A 26092-nucleotide genomic window follows, 5' to 3' on the forward strand; every position below is an offset into this window, starting at 1 on the left:
CATAAAGCCGGGGTCAGACCCCGAGTATAGCGTCCCTCTCATGCCCGCCTCGCCTGCCCTCTCCGCCCTTACCGCCCTCTCTCCGCTCGACGGCCGCTACGCGGCCAAGGTCGCGCCGCTGCGCAGCCTGTTCAGCGAATACGCGCTCATCCGCTTCCGCGTCCTCGTCGAGATCGAATGGCTCAAGGCGCTCGCGGCCGAGCGCGGCATCGCGGAGGTGCCCGCGTTCTCCGCACAAACGATCGCGGAGCTCGACAAGCTCGCCGCAGGCTTCTCCGAGGAGGACGGCGCCCGCGTCAAGGCGATCGAGTCGCAGACCAATCACGACGTCAAGGCGATCGAGTACTTCCTGAAGGAGCGGCTCGCGGGCAACCAGGAAATCGCGCGCGTCGCCGAGTTCATCCACTTTGCGTGCACGTCGGAAGACATCAACAACCTCTGTCACGCGCTGATGTTGAAGCACGCGCGCGAGGACGTGATGCTCCCGGCGCTCGACGGCATCGTCGGCAAAATCGCGGCGCTCGCGCACGGTCTCGCCGACGCCTCCATGCTCGCGCACACCCACGGCCAGCCCGCGTCGCCGACGACGCTCGGCAAGGAGATGGCGAACGTCGCCTATCGCCTCAAGCGCGCCCGCGGGCGCATCGCGGCGGTGTCCCTGCTCGGCAAGGCGAACGGCGCAGTGGGCAACTACAACGCTCACCTCGCCGCCTATCCGCAGGTCGACTGGCCCGGTTTCTCGCGGCGCTTCGTCACCGCCCTCGGCCTCGAATTCAACGAATACACCATACAGATCGAGCCGCACGACGCGATCGCCGAGCTCTTCGACGCCTACGCGCGGGCGAACACCGTCCTCGTCGACTTCAACCGCGACGTGTGGGGCTACATCTCGCTCGGTTACTTCCGGCAGAAGCTCAAGGCGGGCGAAGTCGGCTCCTCGACGATGCCGCACAAGGTGAACCCGATCGACTTCGAGAACTCCGAAGGCAACCTCGGGATCGCCAACGCGCTGCTCAAGCACATGAGCGAGAAGCTCCCGGTCTCGCGCTGGCAGCGCGACCTGACCGACTCGACCGTCCTGCGCAACATGGGTGTCGCGCTCGGCCATACGCTGCTCGCGTACGACTCGTGCGTGCGCGGGCTCGACAAGCTCGAAGCGAACCGCGCGCGTCTCGCGCAGGACCTCGACGACAACTGGGAGGTGCTCGCCGAGCCGATTCAGACGGTGATGCGGCGCTACGGCGTCGCGGGCGCCTATGAGCAGCTGAAGGAACTCACGCGTGGCAAGGAAGGCATCACGCGAGAGTCCCTCGAAGCATTCATCAAGGGCCTCAGCGGCATTCCGGAGGAAGAACGGCAGCGGCTGCTCGCGATGACGCCTGCGACCTACGTCGGCATCGCCGCCGACCTCGCGCGGAAGATCTGATGACCGTCGTCGACGTCGACCGCTCGAGCTTCGAACGAGTCGTCATCGAAGGCTCGCGCGCGACGCCGGTCGTCGTCGATTTCTGGGCGCCCTGGTGCGGCCCGTGCCGCGCGCTCGGCCCCATCCTCGAAAAGCTCGCGGAGGAATACGGCGGCCGCTTCGTGCTCGCCAAGATCAACTCCGACGAGAATCCCGAGCTGTCGAGACGTTACGGCGTGCGCGGCATACCGAACGTGAAAGCGTTCATCGACGGCGAAATGGTCGACGAGTTCTCCGGCGCATTGCCCGAAGGGCAGGTGCGCCAGTTCCTCGATCGCCTGGTGCCGTCGCCGGCGGACGAACTGCGCGACGAAGCGGCGGCGGTGTACGCGCAAACGCGCGACGCCGATGCGGCGCTCGCCGTCCTCGCGCGCGCCGAGGCGCTGCAGCCCGACGACGAAGAGGTGCGCATCGACCGCGCGGCGATCCTCGCCGACGCGGGCCGCGCCGACGAAGCGCGCGCCGCGCTCGATGCCTTGAAGCCGCTCACCCAGATGGACGATCGCGTGAGCGCCTTGCGCGCCAAGCTCGACCTGGCGAAAGGCGCGGCCGGCGCCGCGGGCGAAGACGAGCTCGCGCAACGCATCGCGGCAAACCCCGGCGATCTCGATGCCCGGCTGCAGCTCGCGCACGCCCTCGCCGGCCGCCGCGCGTATCGCGAAGCGCTCGCCCAGCTCCTGGAGATCGTGCAGCGCGACCGCCGCTTTCGCGACGACGCCGGCCGTAAGACGATGCTCAAGATCTTCGAGCTCATCCCCGACGAGCGCGAGCTCGTCAGCGAGTTCCGCCGCAAGCTCGCACAATCGTTGAACTGACGCGCGGGCGTTCCCGCGCGTCATCGCGAGGAGCCCGGCAGGGCGACGTGGCGATCCCGGCGCGGCCGTAACGGTTGTCGTGCGCCACGGGATCGCTTCGTCGCGTTGCGCCTCGCGACGACGGCCGCGCCGGGGTCGCTTCGTCGCTGCCGCTCCTCGCGACGACCCGCCGTCAGCGCCGGCGGGTCGTTTGTAAAAGTCTGTAATTGCAGCGGCTTCCTGCAAACCGACTGCGTAGACTGCGCGTTATCCTACGTCGAGGCCCGCCTTTTGCGTGCCGACGGACGAACCGAGGCGCTCATGCTCCGCCGACTCAACGTCTTGTTCTCGATCGCGCTGCTGGTGTGCAGCGCGGCAGCCTATTCCGCCGAGCCCATCGATCCGCCGGGCCGCGTGGCACGGCTCAATCTGATCAACGGTCCGGTCTCTTTCGCGCCGTACGAAGCGCCCGATTCATGGGTGCAGGCGGTGGTCAATCGCCCGGTCACGTCCGGCGACCGTCTGTGGGCCGACCAGAACGGCCGCGCCGAGCTGCACGTCGGCTCGACCGCGATCCGCCTCGATGCGATGACCAGCGCCGATGTCCTCAACCTCGACGACGACGTGCTGCAGCTTCGTCTCGCGCAGGGTGCGCTGAATCTGCGCGTGCGCGAGCTGGACGCGAACGACATCGTCGAAGTGGCGACGCCGATGGGCGGCGTGCTCCTGCGGCAGCCGGGCAGCTATCGCGTCAGCGTCGATCCTTACGGCGGCACGACGCGCGTGCTCGTCAATTTCGGCCAGGCCGAAGTGGTGACGCCCTCGCAGACCTTCGCGGTGCCTTCGAGCCAGGCCGCGACCATCAACGCGTCGGGCGCTCCGTCGTTCGAGCTCGCGCAGTACGCACCTGCCAGCGAGTTCGATCGCTGGAGCAGCGACCGCGACCGCCGCGAGGACCGTTCCGTTTCGGCGCGCTACGTCTCGCGCGACATGACCGGTTACGAAGACCTCGATCAATACGGCACGTGGCGCGCGCTGCCCGAATACGGCAACGTCTGGGTGCCGACGCGCGTCGCTTCGGACTGGGCGCCGTATCGCTACGGCCACTGGGTGTGGGTCTCGCCGTGGGGCTGGACGTGGGTCGACGACGCGCCGTGGGGCTATGCCCCGTCGCACTACGGCCGCTGGGTGTACGTCGACAACTACTGGGCGTGGGCGCCCGGCCCGGTCGCTCGCCGTCCGGTCTACGCGCCGGCGCTGGTCGCTTTCGTCGGCGGCTCGAGCTTCTCGGTCTCGGTGCGCAGCGGCCCTGCGGTCGGCTGGTTCCCGCTCGGCTGGCGCGAGCCTTACATCCCCTGGTATCGCGCGAGCCATCGCCACGTGCAGAACGTGAACGTCACGCAGGTGACGAACGTCACCAACATCACCAACGTCACGAACGTTCGCTACGTGAACCGCGACCGTCCGGGAGCAGTCACCGTCGTGCCGCAGCAGGCGTTCGTCTCGTCGCGGCCGGTCGCGCGCTCCGCCGTCCCGGTCACGCGCAACGAGCTCACGCGCGCCGAGATCCTGCGCGAGCGTGCGCCCGCCGAGCCCATCCGCGCGAGCTTCGCGCCGGAACGCACGGGGCATCGCCCGCCCGCGCAAGCGGTCACCCGCGAAGTCGTCGCGGTGAATCCGCCCGCTTCGCCCACGGCTCGCGAAACGCCGTCGTGGCGCGAGCGCCCGCGCGGCGACGACGCCGCGCCGCGCGTGCAGGTGCTGCGGCGCGAACGCGATCAGGATCGCGAACGCGGGCAGCCTCCGCGTGCGGCGACCGCACCCGGCGTGGTTGCAACGCCCGGAGCGGCCGGCGCCCCCGGTGTCACCGCGGTGCCCGGCTCTGCCGCCGCGCCCGGCGCGGTGACGACTACGACGCCGCGCTTCGACCCGGAGCGTGCGACCGACCGCCGCGAGCAGCAGCGCCAGGAGCGCCGCGAAGCCGCGAACGAACGGCGCGAGCGCGTCCCGCAAGCCCAATCCCAATCCGAGGTCGAAGCACGGGCCCGAGCCGAAGCGCACGCGCGCGCCCAGGCCGAGGCGCAGGCTCGTCAGGCGCGTGCGCACGCCGAAGCGAGGGAGCGCGCGCAGCAACAACATCAGCAACAACGCCAGCAGCAACAACAGCAGCAGCAAGCACAGCAGGCTCAGGCCCGCGCACAAGCGCAGGCGCAGCGCGAAGAACGCCGCGAAGAGCGCCGTGACGAACGTCGTGAAGAGCGGCGCATGCAGAACAGCGGGAACGAGCGCCCGCCGGCAGGCCCCCAAACGGGCACCGGCTCGCGACGGCAGACGGACTAGCTTTGTTCGTCGGCGCGCTGCTTCTTGGCGCTGCCGAGCTCGGTCCAGAGGCGCAGCTCCTCCGGCATCTGCGGCGCCGGCGCATCGTGGCCGAGCAGCGCCACCACGCCCGCGTTGGAAACGCGCCCTTCCGGGCCGAGGAAGAGCCCCTTCACGAAGGCATGCGCGCACAGCTCGCCGCGCGACTCGAAGCGCTGCTCCATGTAGACGTACTTCTCGTCCCACGTGACGACCCGCGTCACCAGATCGAACGGCTGGAACGGCGCGAGCTGCCGGATGAAGTTGATCTCGGCGGCGGCGAGCACCGGCCGCCAGCGATTCCTGAAGATCGTCGACAGCAGCCCGAGCTGCACGATGAGGTGCACGCGCCCCAGGTCCATGAACGACAGATACCGCCCGTTGTTCATGTGCAGGTTGACGTCGCAGTCGTTCGGCAGCACGCGGAAGCGCACGCACGAATCGTCGAGCACCCCGCGCCGCGGCAGCCCGATCATGCGCAAGGCGAGAAAGATCAGGCGCAGGTAGAGGTTCACGGCCCGGCGCCGGGAGCCCGCGTCAGGAGCGCGGCACCGGTGCGCGCGGCGCGGCTGCGCGGCGGCCGCGGACGAACTCGATGACGCCCGGCATGATCGAGATCAGCACGATCGCGACGATGACGATAGACAGGTTCTCGCGCACGAAAGGCAGGTTACCGAAGAAATAGCCCGCGAAGACCAGCGAGCCTATCCACAGCACCGCGCCGCCGAAGGCATACGCGACGAAGCGCGCGTAGATCATGCGTCCCATGCCCGCGACGAAAGGCGCGAAGGTGCGCACGATCGGCACGAAGCGCGCGATCAGCACCGTCTTGCCGCCGTGCCTTTCGTAGAACCCCTGCGTGCGTGCGAGGTGCTGCGGATTGAGGAAGCGCGAGGTCTCGCGGCTGAAGAGGCGCGGCCCGATGAAGCGCCCTATCCAGTAATTGGTGTTGTCGCCGAGGAAGGACGCGAGCACGAGCGCGCCGAAGAGCGCCTCGACCTGCATGCCGCCGCCGGCCGCCACGGCCCCCGCCACGAACAGCAGCGAATCGCCCGGCAGGAACGGCGTGACCACGAGCCCGGTCTCGCAGAAGATGACGAGGAACAGGATGAGGTAGATCCAGCCGCCGTAGTTCGCGACCAGCCACTGCAGGTATTTGTCCAGGTGCAGGACGACGTCGATGAAGCCGGTGACGAGCTCCATCGACGCGCTACACCACGGCTTCCGGCTGTGCTTTCTTCTCCGCCTGCGCGAGGTCGTCGCGCGACACGCCCAGCCACATCACGATCGGCGAGGCGACGAGCACCGACGAGTAAATACCGAAGCAGATGCCGATCGTCAGCGCGAGCGCGAAGTAGAACAGGGTCTCGCCGCCGAAGATCAGCATCATCAGCACCATGAGCTGGGTCGAGCCGTGGGTGATGATCGTCCGCGACATCGTCGCCGTGATCGCGTGATCGAGCACGTGCGGCACCGTATAGGTGCGGAAGCGGCGGTTCCGGAACACCTCGCGCACCCGGTCGAACACCACCACCGACTCGTTCACCGAGTAGCCGAGCACCGCGAGGACCGCGGCGAGCACCGGCAGCGAGAACTCCCACTGGAAGATCGCGAAGAAGCCGAGAATGATCACCACGTCGTGCAGGTTCGCGATGATCGCCGCGACACCGAACTTCCACTCGAAGCGGAACCACAGGTAGAACACGATGCCCATCGAGACGAACAGCAAGGCAAGAGCGCCGTTCTCGAGGAGCTCGCGGCCCACCTGAGGGCCGACGAACTCGACGCGCTGGAGCTTGGCGCCCGCGTCGATCTTGCTGAGCTCGGCCATCACCTGGTTGGACAGCTGCGCGCTGGTGAGGCCCTGCTTGACCGGGAGCCGCACCATCACGTCGGCGGAGCTGCCGAAGTTCTGCACGGCGGCGTCGGTGAAGCCGAGCTTGGTGATCGCCTCCCGCACATGCGGCAGGCTGGCGGCGGCCGGCGTGCAGGACGCTTTCGGGTCGGCCTGCGGCTCCTTGCAATAGCGGATCTCCATCACCGTGCCGCCGGTGAAATCGACCCCGAGGTGCAGACCGCGCACGGCGAGCGCGCCCACGGCGATCAGGAACGTGACGAGCGAGATCACGTTGAAGATCAGCGCGTGCCGCATGAACGGGATGTCGCGCTGGATGCGGAAGAATTCCATATTAAGACCCGTGAGACGTGAAATGTGAAATGTGAAGCGACGCGCGAAACGGGGTGGTCATCGGTGCGAACACGGCGAGCCCATCACGTTTCACGTTTCACTTTTCACGTGGTTTTAGGCCGCCAGACCTGGCCGATGGAAACGTTCTCCAGCCGGCGGCGGCTGCCGTAGATCAGGTTGACCAGCGCGCGCGACACCATGACCGCGCTGAACATCGAGGTGAGAATGCCGAGGCAGTGCACGACCGCGAAGCCCTTGATCGGACCCGAGCCGAACGCGAACAGCGCGATGCCCGCGATGAGCGTCGTGATGTTCGAGTCCAGAATGGTGTTCCATGCGCGGTCGTAACCCGCGGCGATCGCCGCCTGCGGCGAGTTGCCGTTGCGCAGCTCCTCCCTCACCCGCTCGTTGATCAGCACGTTGGCGTCGATCGCCATGCCCAGGGTGAGCGCGATCGCCGCGATGCCCGGCAGGGTCAGCGTCGCCTGCAGCATCGACAGCAGCGCGATCAGCAGCAGCAGGTTCATCGACAACGCGATCACCGAGATCACGCCGAAGAGCCGGTAATAGATGATCATGAAGAACGCGATCGCGGCGAAGCCGTACCACATCGAGTGGAAGCCGCGCCTGATGTTGTCCGCGCCCAGCGACGGGCCGACCGTGCGCTCCTCGATGATCTCCATCGGCGCCGCCAGCGCGCCGGCGCGCAGGAGCAGCGCGACGTCGCTCGCTTCACGCGTGGTCATGCGCCCGCTGATCTGCACGCGCCCGCCGCCGATCTCGGTGCGGATCACCGGCGCGGTGACGACCTCGCCCTTGCCTTTCTCGAAGAGCAGGATCGCCATGCGCTTGCCGACGTTCTCGCGCGTGACCTGCTGGAAGATGCGCGCGCCCTGGCCGTCGAGGCTGATGTGCACCGCGGGCTCGCCGGTCTGCGAATCGAAGCCCGGCTGCGCGTCGTTGATGCGGTCGCCGGTGAGCACGACCTGTTTCTTGACGAGGATGCCCGCGCCGCCGCGCTCGACGTAATACTCGGTGTTGAAAGGGGCAGTGCCCTGGGCCGCCGCAGCGAGCGAGGCGGGATCCATCTTGTCCTCTTCGACCATGCGGATCTCGAGGGTCGCGGTGCGGCCGAGGATCTCCTTCGCCTTCGCGGTGTCCTGCACGCCGGGAAGCTGGACGACCACGCGATCGCCGCCCTGCTGCTGGATGATCGGCTCGGCGACGCCGAGCTCGTTGACGCGGTTGCGCAGCGTCTGGATGTTCTGCTGGAGCGCGAAGTCCGCCGTCTTGCGCTGCGCTTCGGGCTTGAGCGTGCCGACGATGCGGAAATCGCCGGCGTCGTCGATCGGCCTGAGCTCGAGGTCGGGCATGGTGCGCTGGATCTCGTCCAGGCCGCGATCGCGCGTGGCGGCATCGCGAAAGCGCACCACGACGCTCTGGCCGTCGCGGCTCACCCCGCTGTACTGGATGCGCTTCTCGCGCAGGCCGCCGCGGATGTCGTTGCCGGCCGCGTCGAGGCGCTTCTGGATCGCGCCCTTCATGTCCACCTGCAGCAGGAAGTGCACGCCGCCGCGCAGGTCGAGGCCGAGGTACATCGGCTTGGCGCCGATCGCGTGCAGCCACTCGGGGTTGTCCGACAGCAGGTTCAGCGCGACGACGTAATCGTCGCCGAGCGCTTTCTGCAGGACGTCCTTGGCGCGAAGCTGGGTATCGGTGTCCTCGAAGCGCGCCTTCACGCTCGTCGGATCGAGGAAGATGCCGTCGGCGGCGACGTTGTTCTGCTTGAGCGCGTCGCGCACGCGTTCGAGCAGCGCCTCGTCCGCCTTGAGCGTCGCGCGCACCGGCGAGACCTGCACCGCGGGCACTTCACCGAAGAAGTTCGGCAGCGTATACAGCAGCGCGATCAGCAGGATGACGCCGATCAGCGTGTATTTCCAGACGGGATAGCGGTTCACGTGTTTTTGATCGTGCCCTTGGGCAGCACCGTCTGCACCGCGGCGCGCTGCACCTGGATCTCGGTGTTCGGCGCGATCTCGACCGAGACATAGCCTTCGCCGATCTTGCTGATGCGCCCGAGGATGCCGCCGGCGGTGACGACCTCGTCGCCCTTCTGCAGCGCGTCCACCATCGCCTTGTGCTCTTTCTGGCGCTTCATCTGCGGACGGATCATCAAGAAGTACAGCACCGCGAACATCGCGCCGATGAGCAGCATGCTCTCGAAACCGCCTCCGGTCGCGCCCCCGGTTGCCTGCGCCCAGGCGTTGTTAATGAACATGTACGTTCTCCGTTGAGCCGCCGGCGCGAGCGGCCGGCGAAAAATCGTCGAATTTTAGCACCCTTCGTCAGACCCGCCGCTGCGGACGGACGCCGCGTACGCCGCATACCGGCCTTCTTCGATGGCGGCGCGGGCGCCCTTCATGACGGTCTGGAAGTAATGCAGGTTGTGCAGGGTATTGAGTCGTGCACCCAGGATTTCGTTCGCGCGCTGCAAGTGATGGAGGTAGGCGCGCGTGAAGTTCCGGCACGTATAGCAGGCGCACGCCGGGTCGAGCGGCGACAGGTCGTCGCGCCAGCGTGCATTGCGAAGCTTGATGACGCCGCGGCTCGTATACAGCCAGCCGTTGCGCGCGTTGCGGGTCGGCAGCACGCAGTCGAACATGTCGATGCCCGCGGCGACCGCGTCGACGAGGTCGGTCGGGGTGCCCACGCCCATCAGGTAGCGCGGCCGGTCCGCGGGCAGCCGCGGCGCGGTGTGCGCGAGGATGCGCGCCATCTCTTCCTTGGTCTCGCCGACCGAGAGACCGCCGACGGCGTAGCCGTCGAAGCCGATGCCTTTCAGGCCGGCGAGCGACTCGTCGCGCAGGTCCTCGTACATGCCGCCCTGCACGATGCCGAAAAGCGCGTTCGGGTTAGCGTCATGAGCGCGCTTGCTGCGCTCCGCCCAGCGCAGGCTCATGCGCATCGAGTCGGCCGCCTGGTCGCGGCTTGCCGGATACGGCGTGCACTCGTCGAAGACCATCACGATGTCGGAGTTCAGCACGCGCTGGATGCGCATCGATTCCTCGGGCGAGAGGAAGCACGCGTCGCCGTTCACCGGCGACTGGAACTTCACACCTTCTTCGGTGATCCTGCGCAACGCACCCAGGCTGAAGACCTGGAAGCCGCCCGAATCGGTGAGTATCGGACCGTCCCAGCCCATGAAGCGGTGCAGCCCGCCGTGCGCGGCGATCACCTCGAGACCGGGCCGCAGCCACAGGTGAAAGGTGTTGCCGAGGACGATCTGCGCGCCGAGCTCGCGGAGGTCGACCGGCGTCATCGCCTTGACCGTGCCGTACGTGCCGACCGGCATGAACGCCGGCGTTTCGACCGCGCCGTGCGCGGTGGTGAAGCGGCCGCGGCGCGCCGCGCCGTCGCTGGCGAGCAGCTCGAATTGCATCAGGGCATCCGTATCGCTTCGAGCGCTTCGCGCACGCGCGGCGGCATGTCGATCGGGCGCTGCGTGGAACGGTCGCAGGTGACCTGCACGAACCAGCCCTGCGCCGCCGCGAGCGGCTCGTCGTTCCTGAAGAGGCCGATCTCGAAGCGCATGCTGCTCTTGCCGACGTGCGCCACGCGCAGCCCGCAGTGCACGACGTTGGGGAACGCGATCGGGCTGAAGTAGTTGCAGCCGTTCTCGACGGTGAAATACGCGATCGCGTCGCGCCCGAGGTCGCGCCCGAGCGCGTTCGCGAGGTACGAGGTCACCGCGGTATCGATGAACGAGTAATACGTCGCGTTGTTGACGTGGTTGTAGATGTCGTTGTCCATGAGCCGCGTGGTGATCGTCACGAAGTGCGCGTAACGCTCGCGCGGCTCGGGTTTTGCGCGCGTCGTCATGGCGCCCTTTCGATCAGCATCGCGTCGCCGTAGCTGAAGAAGCGGTAGCGCTCGGCGACCGCATGGCGGTACGCCGCCCGGACGTTCTCCATGCCGGCGAAAGCCGAGACCAGCATGAGCAGCGTCGACTTCGGCAGGTGGAAGTTGGTGATCAGGCGGTCGACGACGCGGAACCGGTAGCCGGGGACGATGAAGAGATCGGTCTCGCCGGCCCCTGCGCGCAATCCGCGCGCCGCGGCGCTTTCGAGCGCGCGTAAAGAAGTCGTGCCCACCGCGATCACGCGGCCGCCGCTCTCACGTGCGGCCCCGATCGCGTCGACGGTCTGCTGCGGCACCGAATACCACTCGCTGTGCATCCGGTGCTCCGCGACGTCGTCGACGCGCACCGGCTGGAACGTTCCCGCGCCGACGTGCAGCGTGACGTATGCGACGCGGGCGCCTTTCGCACGCAGCGCGTCCAGCGTCGGCTCGTCGAAGTGCAGTCCCGCGGTCGGTGCGGCCACGGCTCCGGGCTCGCGCGCGTAGACGGTCTGGTAACGCGATTCGTCGGCCGCGTCGGGCGTGTGGGTTACGTACGGCGGCAGCGGCACCTCGCCGTAGCGCTCGAGCAGCGCGAACACGTCGCCGCAGCCTTCGAAACGCAGCCTGAAGAAACCGCGGTCGCGCTGCGTCACCGTCGCGGTGACGGCATCGCCGGCGAGCGTCACGGTGTCGCCGGGACGCGGCGGATGGCTCACTTTCATCTGCACCCACGCTTCGTCCGCCGCGAGCACGCGCTCGACGAGCACCTCGATGCGCCCGCCGCTCGTCTTGCGCCCGAAGAGGCGCGCCTTGATCACGCGCGTGTCGTTCGCCACGAGCACGTCGTTCGCCCCGATCAGGCCGACGATGTCGCGGAACGCGAGATCGCGCAGCCCGCCGGTCGCGCCGTCGAGATGCAGCAGACGGCTCGCGGTGCGCTCGGCCGCGGGCGTCTGCGCGATCAGCTCGGGGGGGAGCGCGTAATCGAAGTCGGAGAGCTTCAAGTCGGGGGGGAGTGCTGGTGCCGGGAAAGGGACTCGAACCCTTACAGTGTCGCCACCGGCGGATTTTGAGTCCGCTGCGTCTACCAATTCCGCCATCCCGGCATGGGAGGTGCGCGATTATCCCGTACTCGCGACGATCGGTCAGCCGCGAGTCACTTCGATGTTGTCGATCAGCCGCGTGCGGCCGAGGCGCGCGGCGGCGACCACCACCAGCTCGCGCTCGTCGTCGATCGGCGGCTGGAGGTCGGACTGGCGGCGCAGCGCGACGTAATCGGGATGCCAGCCGTAGTGGGCGAGCTCGGCCATCGCTTCGAGCTCGATGCGCTGGTAATCGTGCGCGCCGCCGACGAGCTGCGCCTTGGCGTTCTGCAGAACGCGATAGAGCCGCGGCGCTTCGGCGCGCTCCTCCGGCGTGAGGTAGCCGTTGCGCGACGACAGCGCGAGGCCGTCGGGCGCGCGCACGGTCTCCGCGGGAATGATCTCGATCGGCAGCGCGAACTGCTTCACCATGTCGCGCAGCACGAGATACTGCTGGTAGTCCTTCTTCCCGAAGATTGCCGAGTGCGGCTGCACCAGGTTGAAGAGCTTCAGCACGACCGTCGCCACGCCCTTGAAATGCCCCGGCCGGTGCGCGCCTTCGAGGATGTGCTGGAGGTCCGAAGGCTCCACGACGAAAGTCTGCGGCTCGGGATAGATCTCCCGCTCGTCGGGCGCGAAGACGACGTCGACGCCGACCTCGCGCAGCCTCTCGGCGTCCACCGGCAGGGTGCGCGGATAGCGGTCGAAATCCTCCCGCGGGCCGAACTGCAGGCGGTTGACGAAGATGCTGACCACCGTGCACGAGGCGCGCGGCTTGGCGATGCGGATGAGCTCGATGTGGCCTTCGTGCAGGTTGCCCATGGTCGGCACGAAGACGTTGTCGGGCTCGCGACGCAGCCGCTCGCGCAGCTCCGCGACTGAGTGAACGATATCCATCAGAAGCTGTGCTCGGGTCCCGGGAACGTCCCGGCCTTCACTTCCCTGACGTAGAGCTCGACGGCCGCCTGCACGCTGCCGCCGGGTTTCATGTAGTTCTTGACGAACTTCGCTTTCTTGCCGGGATAGACGTCGAGCATGTCGTAGAGCACGAGCACCTGGCCGTGGCAATCGACACCCGCGCCGATGCCGATCGTAGGACCGCGCACGCTGGCCGTGATCTCTTTCGCGAGCGCCGCCGGTATCGCTTCGAGCACGATCATGCCGGCGCCCGATTCCTCGAGCAGCTTCGCTTCCTCGAGCAGGCGCTCGGCGTCGGTCTGCTGCTTGCCCTGCACCTTGTAGCCGCCGAGCTGGTGAACCGACTGCGGCGTGAGGCCGAGGTGCCCGCACACCGGGATGCCGCGCTCGGTGAGGAAGCGCACCGTCTCCAGCATCGGGCGCCCGCCTTCGAGCTTCACCATGTGCGCGCCGGCCGCCATGATCTGCGCGGCGTTGCGCAGCGCGTCCTCCCGCGAGGTCTGAAACGTGCCGAAAGGCATGTCGCCGATGATGAACGCGCGCTTGGCCCCCCGCGCAACGTTCGCGGTGTGATAGCAGATGTCGCGCAGCGTGACCGGGAGCGTGGACTCGTGGCCCTGGAGCACGTTGCCCAGCGAGTCGCCGATCAGGAGCGTCTCCACGCCCGCGGCGTCGAGCACGGACGCGAAGCTCGCGTCGTAGCACGTGAGCTGGGTGATCTTGGTGCCCTCGTGCGCCATCTTCTGGAGCGCGGTCAGGGTGATACGCATGGCGTTTTCGTTCGGACGGAGAGATTCCGGGCCGGAGATTATAACCAGCCGCCGAAAATCAGCCGCCCAGCGAGAAGAATTCGCGCGGGCCGCGCATCGCCGCGATGCGCTCCATGAGCAGCGCGAGATCCTCCTGCGACTCGTGGAAGTTGAGCCGGTCCGAGTTGACGATGAGCAGCGGCGCGCCCGAATACTGGTAGAAGAACCGCGTGTAGGTGTCCGCCAGCGTCACGAGATACGCGTCGGGCATGTTCTCCTCGTACGGCACGCCCCGCCGCTGCACGCGGTCGATCAGGGTGTTGGGCGTCGCCTGCAGATAGATGACCAGGTCGGGCGCGGGCGCCTGCGGCCTCAGGTGCGAATAGATCTGCTCGTAGAGCTTGAGCTCGTCGTCCTTGAGCGTGAGGCGCGCGAACAACGGGTCCTTCTCCAGCATGAAATCGCCGACGATCGCGCGGCGGAAGAGATCGGCCTGGTTGAGCGCGGTGAGCTGGTCGATGCGCTGGAACAGGAAGAAGAGCTGCGTCGGCAGCGCGTAGCGCTCGGCGTTCTCGTAGAAGCGAGGCAGGAACGGGTTCGCGTCGGGCTCTTCGAGCATGAGCGCGGCGCCGCTCGCTTCCGCGATGGCCTTGGCGAGCGTCGTCTTGCCGACCCCGATCGGGCCTTCGACGACGATGTAGCGGTATTTGTCGGGCAGCTTCATTGTTGTTCTTGTTCGATGCGGGTGACGCCGCTCGCGTCCACGCGCGCCGCGAGCTCGCGCACTTTCCCCAACCCGGGCACGACCGCGTCCGGCGCGATCTCGGCCAGCGGCACGAGCACGAACGCGCGCTCGTGCATGCGCGGATGCGGGATCGTCAGCGCTTCCCCGGATTGCGCGGTATCGCCGTACAGGACGATGTCGAGGTCGAGGGTGCGCGGGCCGTTCTTCATTCCGCGCACGCGGGCGTATCGCTTCTCGATCGCGAGCAGCTCGTCGAGCAGCGCGCGGGCGCCGAGCTCGGTCTCGATCATCGCCACGGCGTTGATGAAATCGGGCTGATCGTCGAATCCGACGGGGGCCGTGCGATACAGCGACGACACCGCGCCCAGACGTGTATCGGGCAGCATCGCGAGCTCCTCGATCCCGCCTTCGATCTGGCGGAGCGGGTCGTCGAGATTGCTGCCGAGCGCGATATACGCCGGTGTCAGCTTCAAGTCGGCTCCGTCTCGGCGGCGCCGGCGCTCTCGCCGGCGGGCTTGCGGCGACGGCGGCGGCGCTTGCGCTTCGGTGCATCGAAGTCTTCCTGTTGCGCGAGCAGCGCGCGGCGCTCGGTCTCGTCGGCGTGCTGGAAGCGCGTCCACCACTCGCCTACGCCCGCATCGACCTCCCCGCTCGCGCAGCGCAGCAGCAGGAAATCGTAGCCTGCGCGAAAGCGCGGGTTCTCCAGCAGCCGGTACGGCCGACGGCCGTTGCGCTGCATGAAGCGCGGCTGCATGACCCAGATCTCCTTCATGTCCGCGCCGTAGCGGCGCGGGATCGCGAGCTTCTCGGCCTGCGTCTGCGCGACCTGCTCCATCGCCTGGAACAGCGCGGGGATCGGCGGCACGCCCTCGCTCTCGAATTTCTTCCAGGCCACGAGCACCTCGTGCCACAGCAGCGACGCGAAGAGAAAGCTCGGCGAGACCGGCTTGTCGCTCTTGATCCGCGCGTCGGTGTTCCTCAGCGCCATCATCACGAAGCGCTCGCCCATCGGCTGCTCGAGGATGACGTCGAGCATCGGCAGCAGACCGTGGTGCAGCCCTTCCTGGCGCAGCGCCATCACGCACTCGTACGCATGGCCCGAGAGGAGCAGCTTCAGCATCTCGTCGAAGAGCCGCGCCGCGGGCACGTTGGCCAGGAGCTTTGTCAACGCCTTGATCGGCGCGCGCGTCGCCGCGTCGATCTCGATGCCTTTGCTCGCCGAGAGACGCACCGCGCGCAGCATGCGCACCGGGTCCTCGCGATAGCGCGTCTCGGGGTCGCCGATCATGCGCATCTTTTTCTTCTTCAGGTCGTCGAAGCCGCCGTGGTAGTCCCAGACCTCCTGCGTCGACGGATCGTAGAAGAGCGCGTTGATGGTGAAGTCGCGCCGCACCGCGTCCTGCTCCATCGTGCCGAACACGTTGTCGCGCAGGAGGCGCCCGTGCTCGTCGGCCACCTGCTCTTCGGTTTCCTCGGCGGCTGCGGCGCTGGCGCGGTAGGTGGAGACCTCCACGATCTCGCGGCCGCACATCACGTGCACGATGCGAAAGCGCCGGCCGATGATGCGCGAGCGCCGGAAAAGCTCACGCACCTGCTCCGGCGTGGCGCTGGTGGCCACGTCGAAGTCCTTGGGATCGAGACCGAGGATCGCGTCCCGCACCGCCCCGCCGACGACGTACGCGGTGTGTCCGTTCTCCTGCAGCGTCTGCGTCGTTTTGAGCGCGCACGAGCTGATGCGGTCGCGCGAGATGCCGTGCTCGCTGAATGGAACGACTTTCGGCCGTCGAGCCTTGAAGATGCGGCCCGAGAAGACCTTGCCGAGGAATTTGGTGATCATCGAATGAGAGTGGGGCGGATCGAGCGCGGTCTTGCGCCGCATCGCGTCGAATTCAGCCGTCGCAAATTATACATGCGGCAAGAAGCACCTCTGCGCACCGGCGCCGATCTCGACGAGCGCGCAGCCGTACGCGCGCTCGAGGTTTTCGCGCGTGAGCACGTCGCCTGCGGCGCCAGTGGCGGCGGTGCCATCGCCGAAGAGCACGAGCGCGTGCGTGCAGCAGCGGCCGAGCCACATCGGCTCGTGCAGCACCATGATCGCGGTCTCGTCACGCTCGCTCACGCGCGAGGACACGAGCTTCAGCACGTGGGCCTGGTGCGCGAGGTCGAGGTGCTGCAAAGGCTCGTCGAGCAGCATCGAGGCGGCTTCCTGCACCAGCATCTGGGCGATGCGCACCCGCTGGCGCTCGCCGCCGGAAAGCGTCGCGAAAGCGCGGTCCGCGAATGCGGCCATGCCGACCGCATCGAGCGCGGCGCGGGCGGCGTCTTCGTCCGCGCGCGTGTATCCGGCGAGCGCCGCGCCGTGCGGATGCCGTCCCAGCACGACGTACTCCGCCGCGGTGCCCCAGTACGCGCCCGGCTCGATCTGGAGCAGCACGCTCGAGCGTCTGGCGCGCTCGCGCGGCGAGTGATCGGCGATCGGCTTGCCGTCGAGCTCGACGCGGCCCGCCGCCGGCGCGGCGAGCCCCGCCAGCGCGTGGATCAGCGTCGTCTTGCCGGTACCGTTGCGGCCGAGCACCGCCCATGCCTGGCCTTTGCCGAAAGTCACCGAGAGCGAGCGGCAAAGCACGCGCCCGGGAACCTCGAGCGTCAGATCAGTGCAGCGAAGCATCGCGCGGCCTTGACAGGAGGAGCAGCATCGCGGGAACGCCGATCAGGGCGGTGACGACCCCGACCGGGAGCTGCTGGGGCGCCCACACGCTGCGCGCGGCGGTGTCCGCGACCGTGAGCAGCGTGCCGCCGAGCATCGCGGCGAGCGGCAGCAGCGCACGGTGGCGGTGCACCCCGGCGAGCCTCAGGGCGTGCGGCGCCATGAGACCGATGAAGCCGATCGCGCCGCCGAGCACGACCGCGGCGACCGTCGCGAGCGCCGCTGCCCCGAACACCGCGAGCTTGAGCCCGCCCACGCCGACGCCGAGCGAGCGCGCCTTGAGCTCGCCGAGCGCGAGGAGATCGAGCTGGTTCGCGGCGACGATCCCGAGCGCCGCGACGACGCCGAGCACGATCCACGACGGCACAGCCGATCCGGCCTGCGACAGATCGCCCATCAGCCAGAACAGCATGCCTTTCACCTGCGCCTCGGGCGCGAGCACCAGCGCGAGGCTGATGAGCGCCGACAGCCCGGCGGAGAGCACGACGCCGGTCAGCAGCAGCCGATAGACGTTCCACTCGGCGCTGCGCCAGGTCAGGCCGAACACGATGCACAGCGCGGCAATCGCGCCCAGCAGCGCGTAGGCGTTCGTCATGGCCGCGCTCGCCCCCGCCGCGATCGCGAGCAGCGCGCCGACCGAGGCGCCGCCCGAAACGCCGAGCACATACGGATCGGCGAGCGCGTTGCGCAGCAGCACCTGGAGCATCACGCCCGCGACCGCGAGCAGGGCGCCGCAGGCGTACGCCGCGAAGGCGCGGGGCGCGCGCAGGTTCCAGATGACGTCGTGGACGATACCGGACGCGGGAAAAGCGATGCTGTCGAACACCGCGGTAAAGCCGAGCGGCAGGCTGCCGGACGCGAGCGCGGTGGCGAGGCTCGCGACGCTCGCGCACGCGAGGACGATCGCAGCCGCGCCAGTGCGGTTCACGCGAGGGTCATGACCGGCCAGCCGTGCGCGCTCGCGTGCGCGCGCAGCGTGTCGTCGGGATCCACCGCGACCGGATCGGTCACGCGCGTCAGCAGCGGCAGGTCGTTCAACGAGTCGCTGTAGAACCACGAGCGCTCGAAGGAGCCGAGCGACCTGCCCTGCGCGGCGAGCCACGCCTCGAGCCGCTGCACCTTGCCGTCGCGAAAGCACGGTATGTCGGCGACCCCGCCGGTGAACTGCCCGTCGCGCTGCTCGGGCTCGGTCGCGATGAGATGCTCGATGCCGAACTCGCGCGCGATCGGCGCGGTGACGAAGCTGTTGGTCGCGGTGATGAGCACGCGCGTGTCGTTCTGGTGGCGCGCGACGAGCTCGCGGGCGGAGTCGCGGATGATCGGCATGATCTTGCTCCGCATGAACTCGGCGTGCCATGCGTCGAGCACGTCACGCCCGTGACGCGACAGCGGCTTCAACTGGAAATCGAGGAACTCGCGGATGTCCAGCGTGCCCGCCTTGTACTGGTCGTAGAAGTGCTGGTTGCGCGCTTCGTAGACTTCGCGATCGAGCACGCCCTGCTCGATGAGGAACTGCGCCCACTCGAAATCGCTGTCGCCGGCGAGGAGGGTGTTGTCGAGGTCGAACAGTGCGAGATTCAATTCGGGTCTTTCATTTCTGTGCGGCGGCGAGGAGCTCGCGCAACAGCGGCACCGTCACGGGGCGCTTCGCTTCGAGCGAGTAGCGGTCGAGCGCGTCGAGGGTCGCGAGCAGCGCCGGCATGTCGCGCCGCGCATGGGTGAGGAGGTACTGCGACACGTCGGGCTGCAGCGTGAAGCCGCGCGCTTCCGCCCGCTCCGCGAGGGCCCGTGCCTTTTCCGCATCGCTCAGGGCGCGCACTTCGTAGACGAGCCCCCACGCGAGGCGGCTCGCGACGTCCGCGCGCAGATTGAGTTGCGCCGGCGCGACCGAGCCCGCGGCGATCAGCACGCCGCCGCTCTCGCGCAGCACGTTGTAGAGATTGAACAGCACGACCGCGCCGTCCCCGCTCAGGCGGTCGACGTCGTCGATCGCGACCGCGCGGAGCTCGTGCAGCGCGGGCACGATGTCCGCATCGCCGGTGCATGCGCGATACTCGGCGGCGGCGCCCGCGCGGCGAAACGCCGCGATCGCCGCGCGCAACAGGTGCGTGCGTCCGCTGCCCGGCGCACCCCACAGATAGATGAAGCGCTCGCCGCGATCGCCGCGCGCGAGGCTCGAAAGCCGCTCGACGAGCTCTGCGTTGCAGCCCACGACGAAATTGTCGAGCGTCGGATCGGTCGAGATCGAGAAGTCGAAGGCGAGTTGCTTCACTGCTTTGTTAAAGGCGTGAACGGGTGAACGAGTGGACGGGTGAACGGGTAAAAGCGCGGGCGTGCGCATTTTACACGCGCGAAGCGCCGGATTCGGCTAACGCGACAGCGACTTCCGGTAAAATTGCGTGATGAATCCCTCCTCCTCTCTCACCTACCGCGACGCGGGCGTCGACATCGACGCGGGTGACGCGCTCGTCGAAGCGATCAAGCCTTACGCCAAGCGCACGATGCGTCCCGGCGTGCTCGCCGGCATCGGCGGCTTCGGCGCGCTGTTCGAGATTCCCAAGGGCTACAGCGAGCCGGTGCTCGTCTCGGGCACCGACGGCGTCGGCACCAAGCTCAAGCTCGCGTTCGAGCTCGATCGTCACGACACGATCGGCATCGACCTCGTCGCCATGAGCGTGAACGACATCCTCACCCTCGGCGCCGAGCCGCTGTACTTCCTCGATTACTACGCGTGCGGCAAGCTCGACGTCGCGACCGCGAGCGAAGTCGTCAAAGGCATCGCGGCCGGCTGCGAGCGTGCGGGCTGCGCGCTGATCGGCGGCGAGACCGCCGAGATGCCGGGGATGTACACGCCGGGCGAATACGACCTTGCGGGCTTCGCGGTCGGCGTGGTCGAGAAATCGCGCATCGTCGACGGCTCGAAGATCGCGCCGGGCGACGTCGTGCTCGGGCTGGCGAGCGACGGTGCGCATTCGAACGGGTATTCGCTGATCCGCAAGATCGTCGACAAGAGCGGCGGCATCGCGCAGAGCATTCCCGCCGACGGCGGCGCGCAGCCGCTCGCCGATCTCGCGCTCGCGCCGACGCGCATCTACGTCAAACCCGTGCTCGCGCTGATGAAGGACGTGACGGTCAAAGGCATGGCGCACATCACCGGCGGCGGCATCACGGAAAACGTGCCGCGCGTGCTCGCCGACGATCTCACCGCGCGCATCGAGCGCAATGCGTGGACGATGCCGCCGCTCTTCCAGTGGCTGCAGCGCCAGGGCAACGTCGCGGAGGACGAGATGCTGCGCGTCTTCAACTGCGGCATCGGCATGGTGCTCGTGGTCGACGCCGCCGATGCCGACCGTGCGATGCGCTTTCTGACCGATCAGGGTGAGCGCGTGTGGCGCATCGGCCGCATCGACCGGCGCAGCAGCGACGAACCGCAGACGATCGTCGCTTGAGCTCGCGCGCGTGAAGCGCATCGTCGTCCTGATCTCCGGCCGCGGCAGCAACATGCAATCGCTGCTCGAAGCCGACCTGCCCGCGAGCTTCGAGGCGGTGATCAGCAACGTGCCGAATGCCGGCGGGCTTGCGATCGCGCAGCGCCACGGCGTGGCGACCTCGGTGATCGATCACACCGCGTACGCCGACCGCGAAGCCTTCGACGCGGTGCTGCGGACCGAGATCGACCGCCACCAGCCCGATCTCGTCGTGCTCGCGGGTTTCATGCGCGTGCTGACCGAGGCCACGGTGAAGCACTACGCGGGGCGCATGCTCAACATCCACCCCTCGCTGCTGCCCGCCTTTCCCGGCCTGCACACGCACCGCAAGGCGCTCGCGGCCGGCCTGCGCATCCACGGCTGCACCGTGCATTTCGTGACGCCTCAGCTCGACCACGGCCCCATCGTCGTACAGGCGGCGGTGCCGGTGCTCGACGGCGACACCGAAGCGGGCCTCGCCGCGCGGGTGCTCGCGCAGGAGCATCGCATCTACGTCCAGGCGGTGCGCTGGTTCTGCGAGGACCGGTTGAGCATCGCGGACGGCAAAGTACATATCGCAGCGGTTGCAGAGGCGGCCGGCGCGCTGCTGAGTCCTCCGCCCGACGCCCTAAAGCGTTGATCGTATGAGCCGCGGCGCGAACCCGCGCGGCGCTTCGTGGTCTAGGGTCTGTCATGAAATCTCGCATTCGATACCTCGCGCTTCTCGCCGTCCTTTGCGTCGCCGCGGCGAGCGCTCAAGCTGCGCCGCGCTCGGTGCGCGCGACCTACAGCGCCACGATGAACGGCCTGCCGATCGGGACCATCAGCGAGCATTTCGAATCCGACGGCAGCACCTACAAGATCGTCAGCGACACCAAGCCGCAGGGGCTCGCGGCGCTGATCCAGCGCCAGCCGCTGCGCTTCACGAGCGCGGGTGCGCTCACCACGCAAGGCCTGAAGCCGTCGCAATTCGACGGACGGCGCAGCGCCGGCGAAGCGCCGCAGGTCTCCGCCGAGTTCGACTGGGGGGAGAAGCAGGTCACGCTCAAGCACCAGGGCAAGATCGAATCGTTCCCGCTGCCGCCCGGCACGCAGGACCGGCTGTCGGTCATGTACCAGTTCATGTTCCTCGCGCCCGAGCGCATCCGGCAGCTCGATTTCCCGATGACCAACGGGCGCAAGATCGACCGTTACCGCTATCGCGCGACCGACGACGTGGAGATCGATACCGGCGTGGGCCGCCTGAAGACGGTGCATCTGGTAAAACAGCGGGAGCCGGGCGACACCGTCACCGAGGTGTGGATCTCGCCCCGGCACCAGAACCTGCCGGTCAAAATGCTGATCGTCGAAAAAGACGGCGTGCGCTTCGAACAACTGATCCAGAGCGTGGAGGTCCGCGATTAACGCCGCCTCCTGGAGGCGTTTGGCGCTCGCGGCCGGCCTGTCCGGCGTCGCGCACGCGCTGGTGGCCGGCTACGCGCACTTCGAGCTCCCCGAAGCCCCGGCGGACCGGATACCGCTGGCCGTGCGGATTGCCGAAGCGCCCCCGCGCGCTCCCCCATCCGTCGCGCCCCCGAAGCCCAAGCGCCGCGCTCGGCCCGACGTGCAAGTCGCCGCCGCGGTAGCCATGCCGTCGCCGATTCCGGCCGCGATCGGCGATCCTGAAGACCCGGTCGTGGAGGACGCGCCGGCGGTCGAAAGCGCCGAAGCGCCGCAGCGCGAGCCCGTGGTCGTCGCCGAGGCGCCGAAGCCCGGGCCCGAAGCCGCGCCCGAGCCCGCCGCGCCGGTGCGCAAGCTCCCGCGCAGGGGCCGCATCACGTACGACATGCTCTACGGCCGCGACGGCTTCCCGGCCGGACGCACGGTGCAGACGTGGGAAGCGGACCAGGGCCGCTATCGGCTCGCGAGCCATTCGGAGACGATCGGCATCGTCGACCTGATCCGCTCGCAGTACCGCACCTATTCGAGCCGCGGCGCGGTCACGCGCGAAGGGCTGAAGCCCGAGTCCTTCAAGATGGTGCGCAACCGCGGGCGCGGCCGTGCGAACGAGGAAGCGAGCGCGCAGTTCGACTGGAAACAGGCGACTCTCACGCTGGGCCGCACGGCCGAGCAGCGGCAGGTGAAGCTGCCGCCGAAGAGTCAGGACCTGCTGTCGTTCATCTTCCAGCTCTCGCTCGACCCGCCCGCGCCGGGGCGGCTCTCGCAGGTCGTCACCACCGGCTCGCGCATCGAGGTGTACGAGCTCGACGTGCTGGGCGAGGAAGTCATCGACACACCGCTCGGCATGATGCGCGCGCTCCCGATCAAACAGGTGCGCAAAGGCAACGAGGAATCGATCGAGCTGTGGCTCGCGCTCGAATACCGCTACCTGCCGGTGAAGCTGCGCTTCTTCGACAAGCAGGGCGAGCCGCAGGGCGAGCAGGTCGTCGCGGATATTCGGCTGATCGAAAACTGAGCGAGCGCCTCGTCCGTCACCGACTTATCCGTCACCGCCTCATCCGTCACCGCTTCACCCGTCACTTGTCATGCAACGAAAACTCCTCGACGCAGCCACCGAGGCCCTGGGCCGCGTCCTCAAGTTCGAGCAGCCCGCAGACGCCGTACTGAGCGCCTGGTTCCGCGAGCATCACGCGCTCGGCCCGCATGACCGCGCATTCGTCGCCGAAGGCGTGTTCGGCGTGCTGCGCCACAAGCGTACGCTCGAGCGTGTGGTCGGCACGCCGACCGCTCGCCGGCTGCTCCTCGGCTGGGTCGCCCGCCATTCGGGCATGACCGCCAAGGTGAAGCCGCTGGTGAAGCCGGCGGAAGCCGAAGCGCTCGAAACCTATGCCGCTGCGGCACCCGAGCTCACCCCCGCCGAGCGCGCGGAGCTGCCGGACTGGGTGTTCGAGCGGGTGGGAGCCGACCTGGGCGAAGCCGGTGCGCTTGCGCTCGGCGCCAGCCTGCAGGAGCCGGCGCCGCTCGACCTGCGGGTGAACACCCTCAAGGCCGACCGTCACGACGTCCTCAAGTCCTTGCGCGGCAAAGGTATTCCGGCCGAGCCGACGCCCTACTCACCGGCCGGCGTCCGGATTTTCGGCAAGCCCGCCATCAACCGCGACCCGCTCTTCACCGAGGGCGCGCTCGAGGTCCAGGACGAAGGCAGCCAGCTCGTCGGCTATCTCCTCGCGCCGACGCGGCACGATCTCGTGGTCGATTTCTGCGCGGGGGCCGGCGGCAAGTCGCTGATGCTCGGCGCGATGATGCGTTCCCAGGGACGGCTGTACGCGTTCGACGTTTCGGCTGCCCGGCTGGCGAGGCTCAAGCCGCGGCTCAAGCGCTCGGGTCTTTCCAACGTCCATCCGCACCAGATCGCCAACGAGCACGATCCCAAGGTGAAGCGGCTCGGCGGTAAGATCGACCGGGTGCTCGTCGACGCGCCGTGCACCGGCCTCGGCACGCTGCGCCGCAATCCCGACCTCAAATGGCGGCAATCGCCGCAAACGGTCGTCGAAATGCGCGCCAAACAGGCGGCGATCCTCAGGGCGGCGGCGTCGCTGGTGAAACCCGGCGGGCGGCTGGTCTACGCCACGTGCAGCGTGCTAACCGAGGAAAACGAGGCGATCGTCGCGTCTTTTCTGGACGAGACGCCAGGGTTCGGGATCGTAAAATGCAGCGATCTCCTGAAGCACCACGGCATCGACATCGACGTGGGGCAGACCTTGCGGCTGTGGCCGCACATCCACGGCACGGACGGCTTTTTCGCGGCGGCGCTGGAACGCGCCCGCTAGCGCGGTCGCGCGGGTAAAACGCGTTTGGCTCCAGCGGTTTGCAACGCCGCTCAAACCTCGTTAAATGTTTTGCTGCGCCGGTTGAACTTAGCTACACTCCCCCCGTCAAAAGGGGGCGTTTTTAACTCAGGGAGTCGCATGTTTACAGGGGTCTGGGATTTACCGTGGTGGGGCTACGTCGTTTACACGCTCGTCCTCACGCACATCACGATCGCCGGGGTCACGATCTATCTGCATCGTCACCAGGCGCACCGTGCGCTGGACCTGCATCCGCTCCCTAGCCACTTCTTCCGCTTCTGGCTGTGGTTCACCACCGGCATGATCACCAAGGAGTGGGCGGCGATCCATCGCAAGCACCACGCCAAGTGCGAGACCGCTGACGATCCGCACAGCCCGCAGATCTACGGCATCAAGAAAGTGCTGTGGGAAGGCGCCGAGCTCTATCGCAAGGAAGCCCTGAACAAGGAGACGATGGACCGCTACGGGCACGGCACGCCCGATGACTGGATCGAGCGCAATCTCTACAGCCGCTACAACGTCCTCGGCATCTCGATCCTGCTCGTGCTGAACTTCGTGCTGTTCGGCTTCATCGGCATCACGATCTGGGCGGTGCAGATGGTCTGGATCCCGCTCCTCGCCGCGGGAGTGATCAACGGCATCGGCCACTACTGGGGCTATCGCAACTTCCAGCCTTCGGACACCAGCCGCAACATCCTGCCGTGGGGCATCCTCATCGGCGGCGAAGAGCTGCACAACAACCATCACGCGTACGGCACGTCGGCGAAGCTGTCGAACGCGTGGTACGAGTTCGACATCGGCTGGCTGTACATCTGCATGCTGAAGTCGCTCGGACTGGCGGAAGTGAAGAAGATCGCGCCCAAGCTCAAGCTCGCGCCGGCGAAGCCGCAGTGCGATCACGAGACGCTGCAGGCAATCGTCACGCACCGCTACGAAGTCATCACCAAGTACGCGAAGTCGGTGCGCAAGACGTGCGCCGCGGAGATCGCCACGCTGCGCGCGACCAAGGTCACCATCGAGTGGTCGCGCCTGAAGCGCTGGCTGCACATCGACACCAACGCCCTTCCCGCGCCGGAGCGCGAGCAGCGCGACCAGATCATCCGGGCGAGCAGCAAGCTCGCGACGGTCTACACGATGCGCGACGAGCTCGCGGCGCTGTGGCAGCGTTCCGCCGCGTCGAAGGAGGAGCTGGTGCACAAGCTCGAAGACTGGTGCAAGCGCGCCGAGGCGAGCGGCATCGAAGCGCTGAGCACGTTCTCCCGGCGCCTGCGCTGCTACGCATAAGCGAAACGCAGAAACGAAAAAGCCCGCGAATTCGCGGGCTTTTTTTATTGCATCGCGCCCGGTCAGACCCGGCCTCTTGGGATTGCCCCCCGGTTTTTCACGGCGACAAAAAACCCGCTCGAGGCGGGTTTTTGGTCGCACCGAAAACCAGGGTTACTTGATTTTGGTTTCCTTGTAGATCACGTGCTTGCGCGCGACGGGATCGAATTTCTTGATCTCCATCTTGTCCGGCTTGGTGCGCTTGTTCTTGGTCGTCGTGTAGAAGTGGCCGGTTCCGGCCGTCGACTCCAGCTTGATCTTTTCTCTCATCGCTTAGCTCCCAGTGACGGCAGTTAGATCTCGCCGCGCTCGCGCAGATCGGCGAGGACGACGTCGATGCCCTTCTTGTCGATGGTGCGCAGCCCCGCGTTCGACACGCGCAGGCGCACCCAGCGGTTCTCGCTCTCGACCCAGAAACGGCGCGATTGCAGGTTCGGCAGAAAGCGCCGCTTGGTCTTGTTGTTCGCGTGGGAAACATTGTTCCCGACGATCGGCTTCTTTCCCGTGACTTGACAGACGCGTGCCATGACTATGGCTCCAGAATTCGCAAAACAGCGGATTTTACTGATTTTTTGCCGTGCGCTCAACCCTGGGGACAGAGGCAGGAA

Annotated in this window: 28 protein-coding genes and 1 tRNA gene; 9 read left to right on the forward strand and 20 right to left on the reverse strand. The window is 67.7% G+C overall.

Features of this window, described 5'->3' with window-relative positions; genetic code table 11:
• Positions 1-40 precede the first annotated feature (40 nt).
• The 3 genes from purB (at position 41) to VHP37_04680 (ending at position 4599) form a co-directional block, all read left to right on the forward strand.
• Positions 41-1426, forward strand: a complete 1386-nt coding sequence (gene purB / locus VHP37_04670; protein HEX2825617.1) for an adenylosuccinate lyase — start codon at positions 41-43, stop codon at positions 1424-1426.
• Complete coding sequence (locus tag VHP37_04675) at positions 1426-2280, forward strand: tetratricopeptide repeat protein (GenBank protein HEX2825618.1); 855 nt, start codon at positions 1426-1428, stop codon at positions 2278-2280. The genes purB and VHP37_04675 overlap by 1 nt, the downstream gene beginning before the upstream one ends.
• Positions 2281-2580: 300 nt before the next feature.
• A complete protein-coding gene (locus VHP37_04680) occupies positions 2581-4599 on the forward strand; it encodes a DUF6600 domain-containing protein (protein ID HEX2825619.1) in 2019 nt (672 codons plus the stop codon).
• Here VHP37_04680 and VHP37_04685 read toward each other — a convergent pair.
• The 18 genes from VHP37_04685 to hda all read right to left on the reverse strand — a co-directional run bounded on the left by VHP37_04685 (position 4596) and on the right by hda (position 19178).
• Entirely contained in the window at positions 4596-5132 is a 537-nt protein-coding gene (locus VHP37_04685) for a thioesterase family protein (protein HEX2825620.1), read from the reverse strand. The genes VHP37_04680 and VHP37_04685 overlap by 4 nt on opposite strands.
• Before the next feature lie 22 nt (positions 5133-5154).
• Positions 5155-5820 (reverse strand): DedA family protein, encoded by a 666-nt coding sequence (locus tag VHP37_04690; GenBank protein ID HEX2825621.1) that lies wholly within the window; start codon positions 5818-5820, stop codon positions 5155-5157.
• A gap of 7 nt (positions 5821-5827) precedes the next feature.
• Positions 5828-6805 (reverse strand): protein translocase subunit SecF, encoded by a 978-nt coding sequence (secF, locus tag VHP37_04695; protein HEX2825622.1) that lies wholly within the window; start codon positions 6803-6805, stop codon positions 5828-5830.
• A gap of 104 nt (positions 6806-6909) precedes the next feature.
• The gene (secD, locus tag VHP37_04700) at positions 6910-8763 is read right to left on the reverse strand and encodes a protein translocase subunit SecD (protein HEX2825623.1); all 1854 of its coding nucleotides are present in this window, start codon (positions 8761-8763) and stop codon (positions 6910-6912) included.
• Positions 8760-9083 carry a preprotein translocase subunit YajC gene (gene yajC / locus VHP37_04705; GenBank protein HEX2825624.1) on the reverse strand — a complete coding sequence of 108 codons (324 nt, stop codon included), beginning with the start codon at positions 9081-9083 and terminating at the stop codon, positions 8760-8762. Before yajC ends, secD begins: the two co-directional genes overlap by 4 nt.
• Positions 9084-9137: 54 nt before the next feature.
• Positions 9138-10244 carry a tRNA guanosine(34) transglycosylase Tgt gene (tgt, locus tag VHP37_04710; GenBank protein ID HEX2825625.1) on the reverse strand — a complete coding sequence of 369 codons (1107 nt, stop codon included), beginning with the start codon at positions 10242-10244 and terminating at the stop codon, positions 9138-9140.
• Positions 10244-10684: a thioesterase family protein gene (locus tag VHP37_04715; GenBank protein ID HEX2825626.1), complete on the reverse strand. Its 441-nt coding sequence runs from the start codon at positions 10682-10684 to the stop codon at positions 10244-10246. The genes tgt and VHP37_04715 overlap by 1 nt, the downstream gene beginning before the upstream one ends.
• The gene (gene queA, locus VHP37_04720; GenBank protein HEX2825627.1) at positions 10681-11709 is read right to left on the reverse strand and encodes a tRNA preQ1(34) S-adenosylmethionine ribosyltransferase-isomerase QueA; all 1029 of its coding nucleotides are present in this window, start codon (positions 11707-11709) and stop codon (positions 10681-10683) included. Before queA ends, VHP37_04715 begins: the two co-directional genes overlap by 4 nt.
• A 15-nt stretch (positions 11710-11724) precedes the next feature.
• A tRNA-Leu gene (locus tag VHP37_04725) sits at positions 11725-11811 on the reverse strand.
• A 39-nt stretch (positions 11812-11850) separates the two neighbouring features.
• Entirely contained in the window at positions 11851-12684 is an 834-nt protein-coding gene (gene panC, locus VHP37_04730; GenBank protein HEX2825628.1) for a pantoate--beta-alanine ligase, read from the reverse strand.
• A complete protein-coding gene (panB, locus tag VHP37_04735; GenBank protein ID HEX2825629.1) occupies positions 12684-13475 on the reverse strand; it encodes a 3-methyl-2-oxobutanoate hydroxymethyltransferase in 792 nt (263 codons plus the stop codon). Before panB ends, panC begins: the two co-directional genes overlap by 1 nt.
• A gap of 58 nt (positions 13476-13533) precedes the next feature.
• Positions 13534-14178: a deoxynucleoside kinase gene (locus tag VHP37_04740; protein ID HEX2825630.1), complete on the reverse strand. Its 645-nt coding sequence runs from the start codon at positions 14176-14178 to the stop codon at positions 13534-13536.
• Positions 14175-14672 (reverse strand): 2-amino-4-hydroxy-6-hydroxymethyldihydropteridine diphosphokinase, encoded by a 498-nt coding sequence (folK, locus tag VHP37_04745; protein ID HEX2825631.1) that lies wholly within the window; start codon positions 14670-14672, stop codon positions 14175-14177. The genes VHP37_04740 and folK overlap by 4 nt, the downstream gene beginning before the upstream one ends.
• On the reverse strand, positions 14669-16036 hold the full coding sequence (pcnB, locus tag VHP37_04750; GenBank protein HEX2825632.1) for a polynucleotide adenylyltransferase PcnB: 1368 nt from the start codon (positions 16034-16036) through the stop codon (positions 14669-14671). Before pcnB ends, folK begins: the two co-directional genes overlap by 4 nt.
• A 66-nt stretch (positions 16037-16102) precedes the next feature.
• A complete protein-coding gene (locus VHP37_04755) occupies positions 16103-16867 on the reverse strand; it encodes an ABC transporter ATP-binding protein (GenBank protein HEX2825633.1) in 765 nt (254 codons plus the stop codon).
• Positions 16851-17834, reverse strand: coding sequence for an iron ABC transporter permease (locus VHP37_04760; GenBank protein HEX2825634.1), 984 nt, complete (start codon positions 17832-17834; stop codon positions 16851-16853). The genes VHP37_04755 and VHP37_04760 overlap by 17 nt, the downstream gene beginning before the upstream one ends.
• A complete protein-coding gene (locus tag VHP37_04765; protein ID HEX2825635.1) occupies positions 17831-18487 on the reverse strand; it encodes an HAD family hydrolase in 657 nt (218 codons plus the stop codon). Before VHP37_04765 ends, VHP37_04760 begins: the two co-directional genes overlap by 4 nt.
• Positions 18488-18497: 10 nt before the next feature.
• Positions 18498-19178 carry a DnaA regulatory inactivator Hda gene (gene hda / locus VHP37_04770; protein ID HEX2825636.1) on the reverse strand — a complete coding sequence of 227 codons (681 nt, stop codon included), beginning with the start codon at positions 19176-19178 and terminating at the stop codon, positions 18498-18500.
• A gap of 130 nt (positions 19179-19308) precedes the next feature.
• On the opposite strand from hda, the gene purM reads away from it, so the two are divergent.
• The 6 genes from purM (at position 19309) to VHP37_04800 (ending at position 25445) form a co-directional block, all read left to right on the forward strand.
• The gene (gene purM, locus VHP37_04775) at positions 19309-20355 is read left to right on the forward strand and encodes a phosphoribosylformylglycinamidine cyclo-ligase (GenBank protein ID HEX2825637.1); all 1047 of its coding nucleotides are present in this window, start codon (positions 19309-19311) and stop codon (positions 20353-20355) included.
• Between the two features lie 10 nt (positions 20356-20365).
• Entirely contained in the window at positions 20366-21013 is a 648-nt protein-coding gene (gene purN, locus VHP37_04780; GenBank protein HEX2825638.1) for a phosphoribosylglycinamide formyltransferase, read from the forward strand.
• A 53-nt stretch (positions 21014-21066) separates the two neighbouring features.
• Complete coding sequence (locus VHP37_04785) at positions 21067-21777, forward strand: DUF3108 domain-containing protein (protein ID HEX2825639.1); 711 nt, start codon at positions 21067-21069, stop codon at positions 21775-21777.
• A 19-nt stretch (positions 21778-21796) separates the two neighbouring features.
• A complete protein-coding gene (locus VHP37_04790; GenBank protein HEX2825640.1) occupies positions 21797-22828 on the forward strand; it encodes a DUF3108 domain-containing protein in 1032 nt (343 codons plus the stop codon).
• Between the two features lie 70 nt (positions 22829-22898).
• Positions 22899-24143, forward strand: a complete 1245-nt coding sequence (locus tag VHP37_04795) for an RsmB/NOP family class I SAM-dependent RNA methyltransferase (protein HEX2825641.1) — start codon at positions 22899-22901, stop codon at positions 24141-24143.
• 138 nt (positions 24144-24281) lie between these two features.
• The gene (locus VHP37_04800; GenBank protein ID HEX2825642.1) at positions 24282-25445 is read left to right on the forward strand and encodes a fatty acid desaturase; all 1164 of its coding nucleotides are present in this window, start codon (positions 24282-24284) and stop codon (positions 25443-25445) included.
• 153 nt (positions 25446-25598) lie between these two features.
• Here VHP37_04800 and rpmG read toward each other — a convergent pair whose 3' ends face one another.
• The gene (rpmG, locus tag VHP37_04805) at positions 25599-25754 is read right to left on the reverse strand and encodes a 50S ribosomal protein L33 (protein ID HEX2825643.1); all 156 of its coding nucleotides are present in this window, start codon (positions 25752-25754) and stop codon (positions 25599-25601) included.
• A 23-nt stretch (positions 25755-25777) separates the two neighbouring features.
• On the reverse strand, positions 25778-26011 hold the full coding sequence (rpmB, locus tag VHP37_04810) for a 50S ribosomal protein L28 (GenBank protein HEX2825644.1): 234 nt from the start codon (positions 26009-26011) through the stop codon (positions 25778-25780).
• Positions 26012-26092 lie beyond the last annotated feature (81 nt).

The organism is Burkholderiales bacterium (assembly GCA_036262035.1).
GTDB lineage: Bacteria > Pseudomonadota > Gammaproteobacteria > Burkholderiales > SG8-41 > JAQGMV01.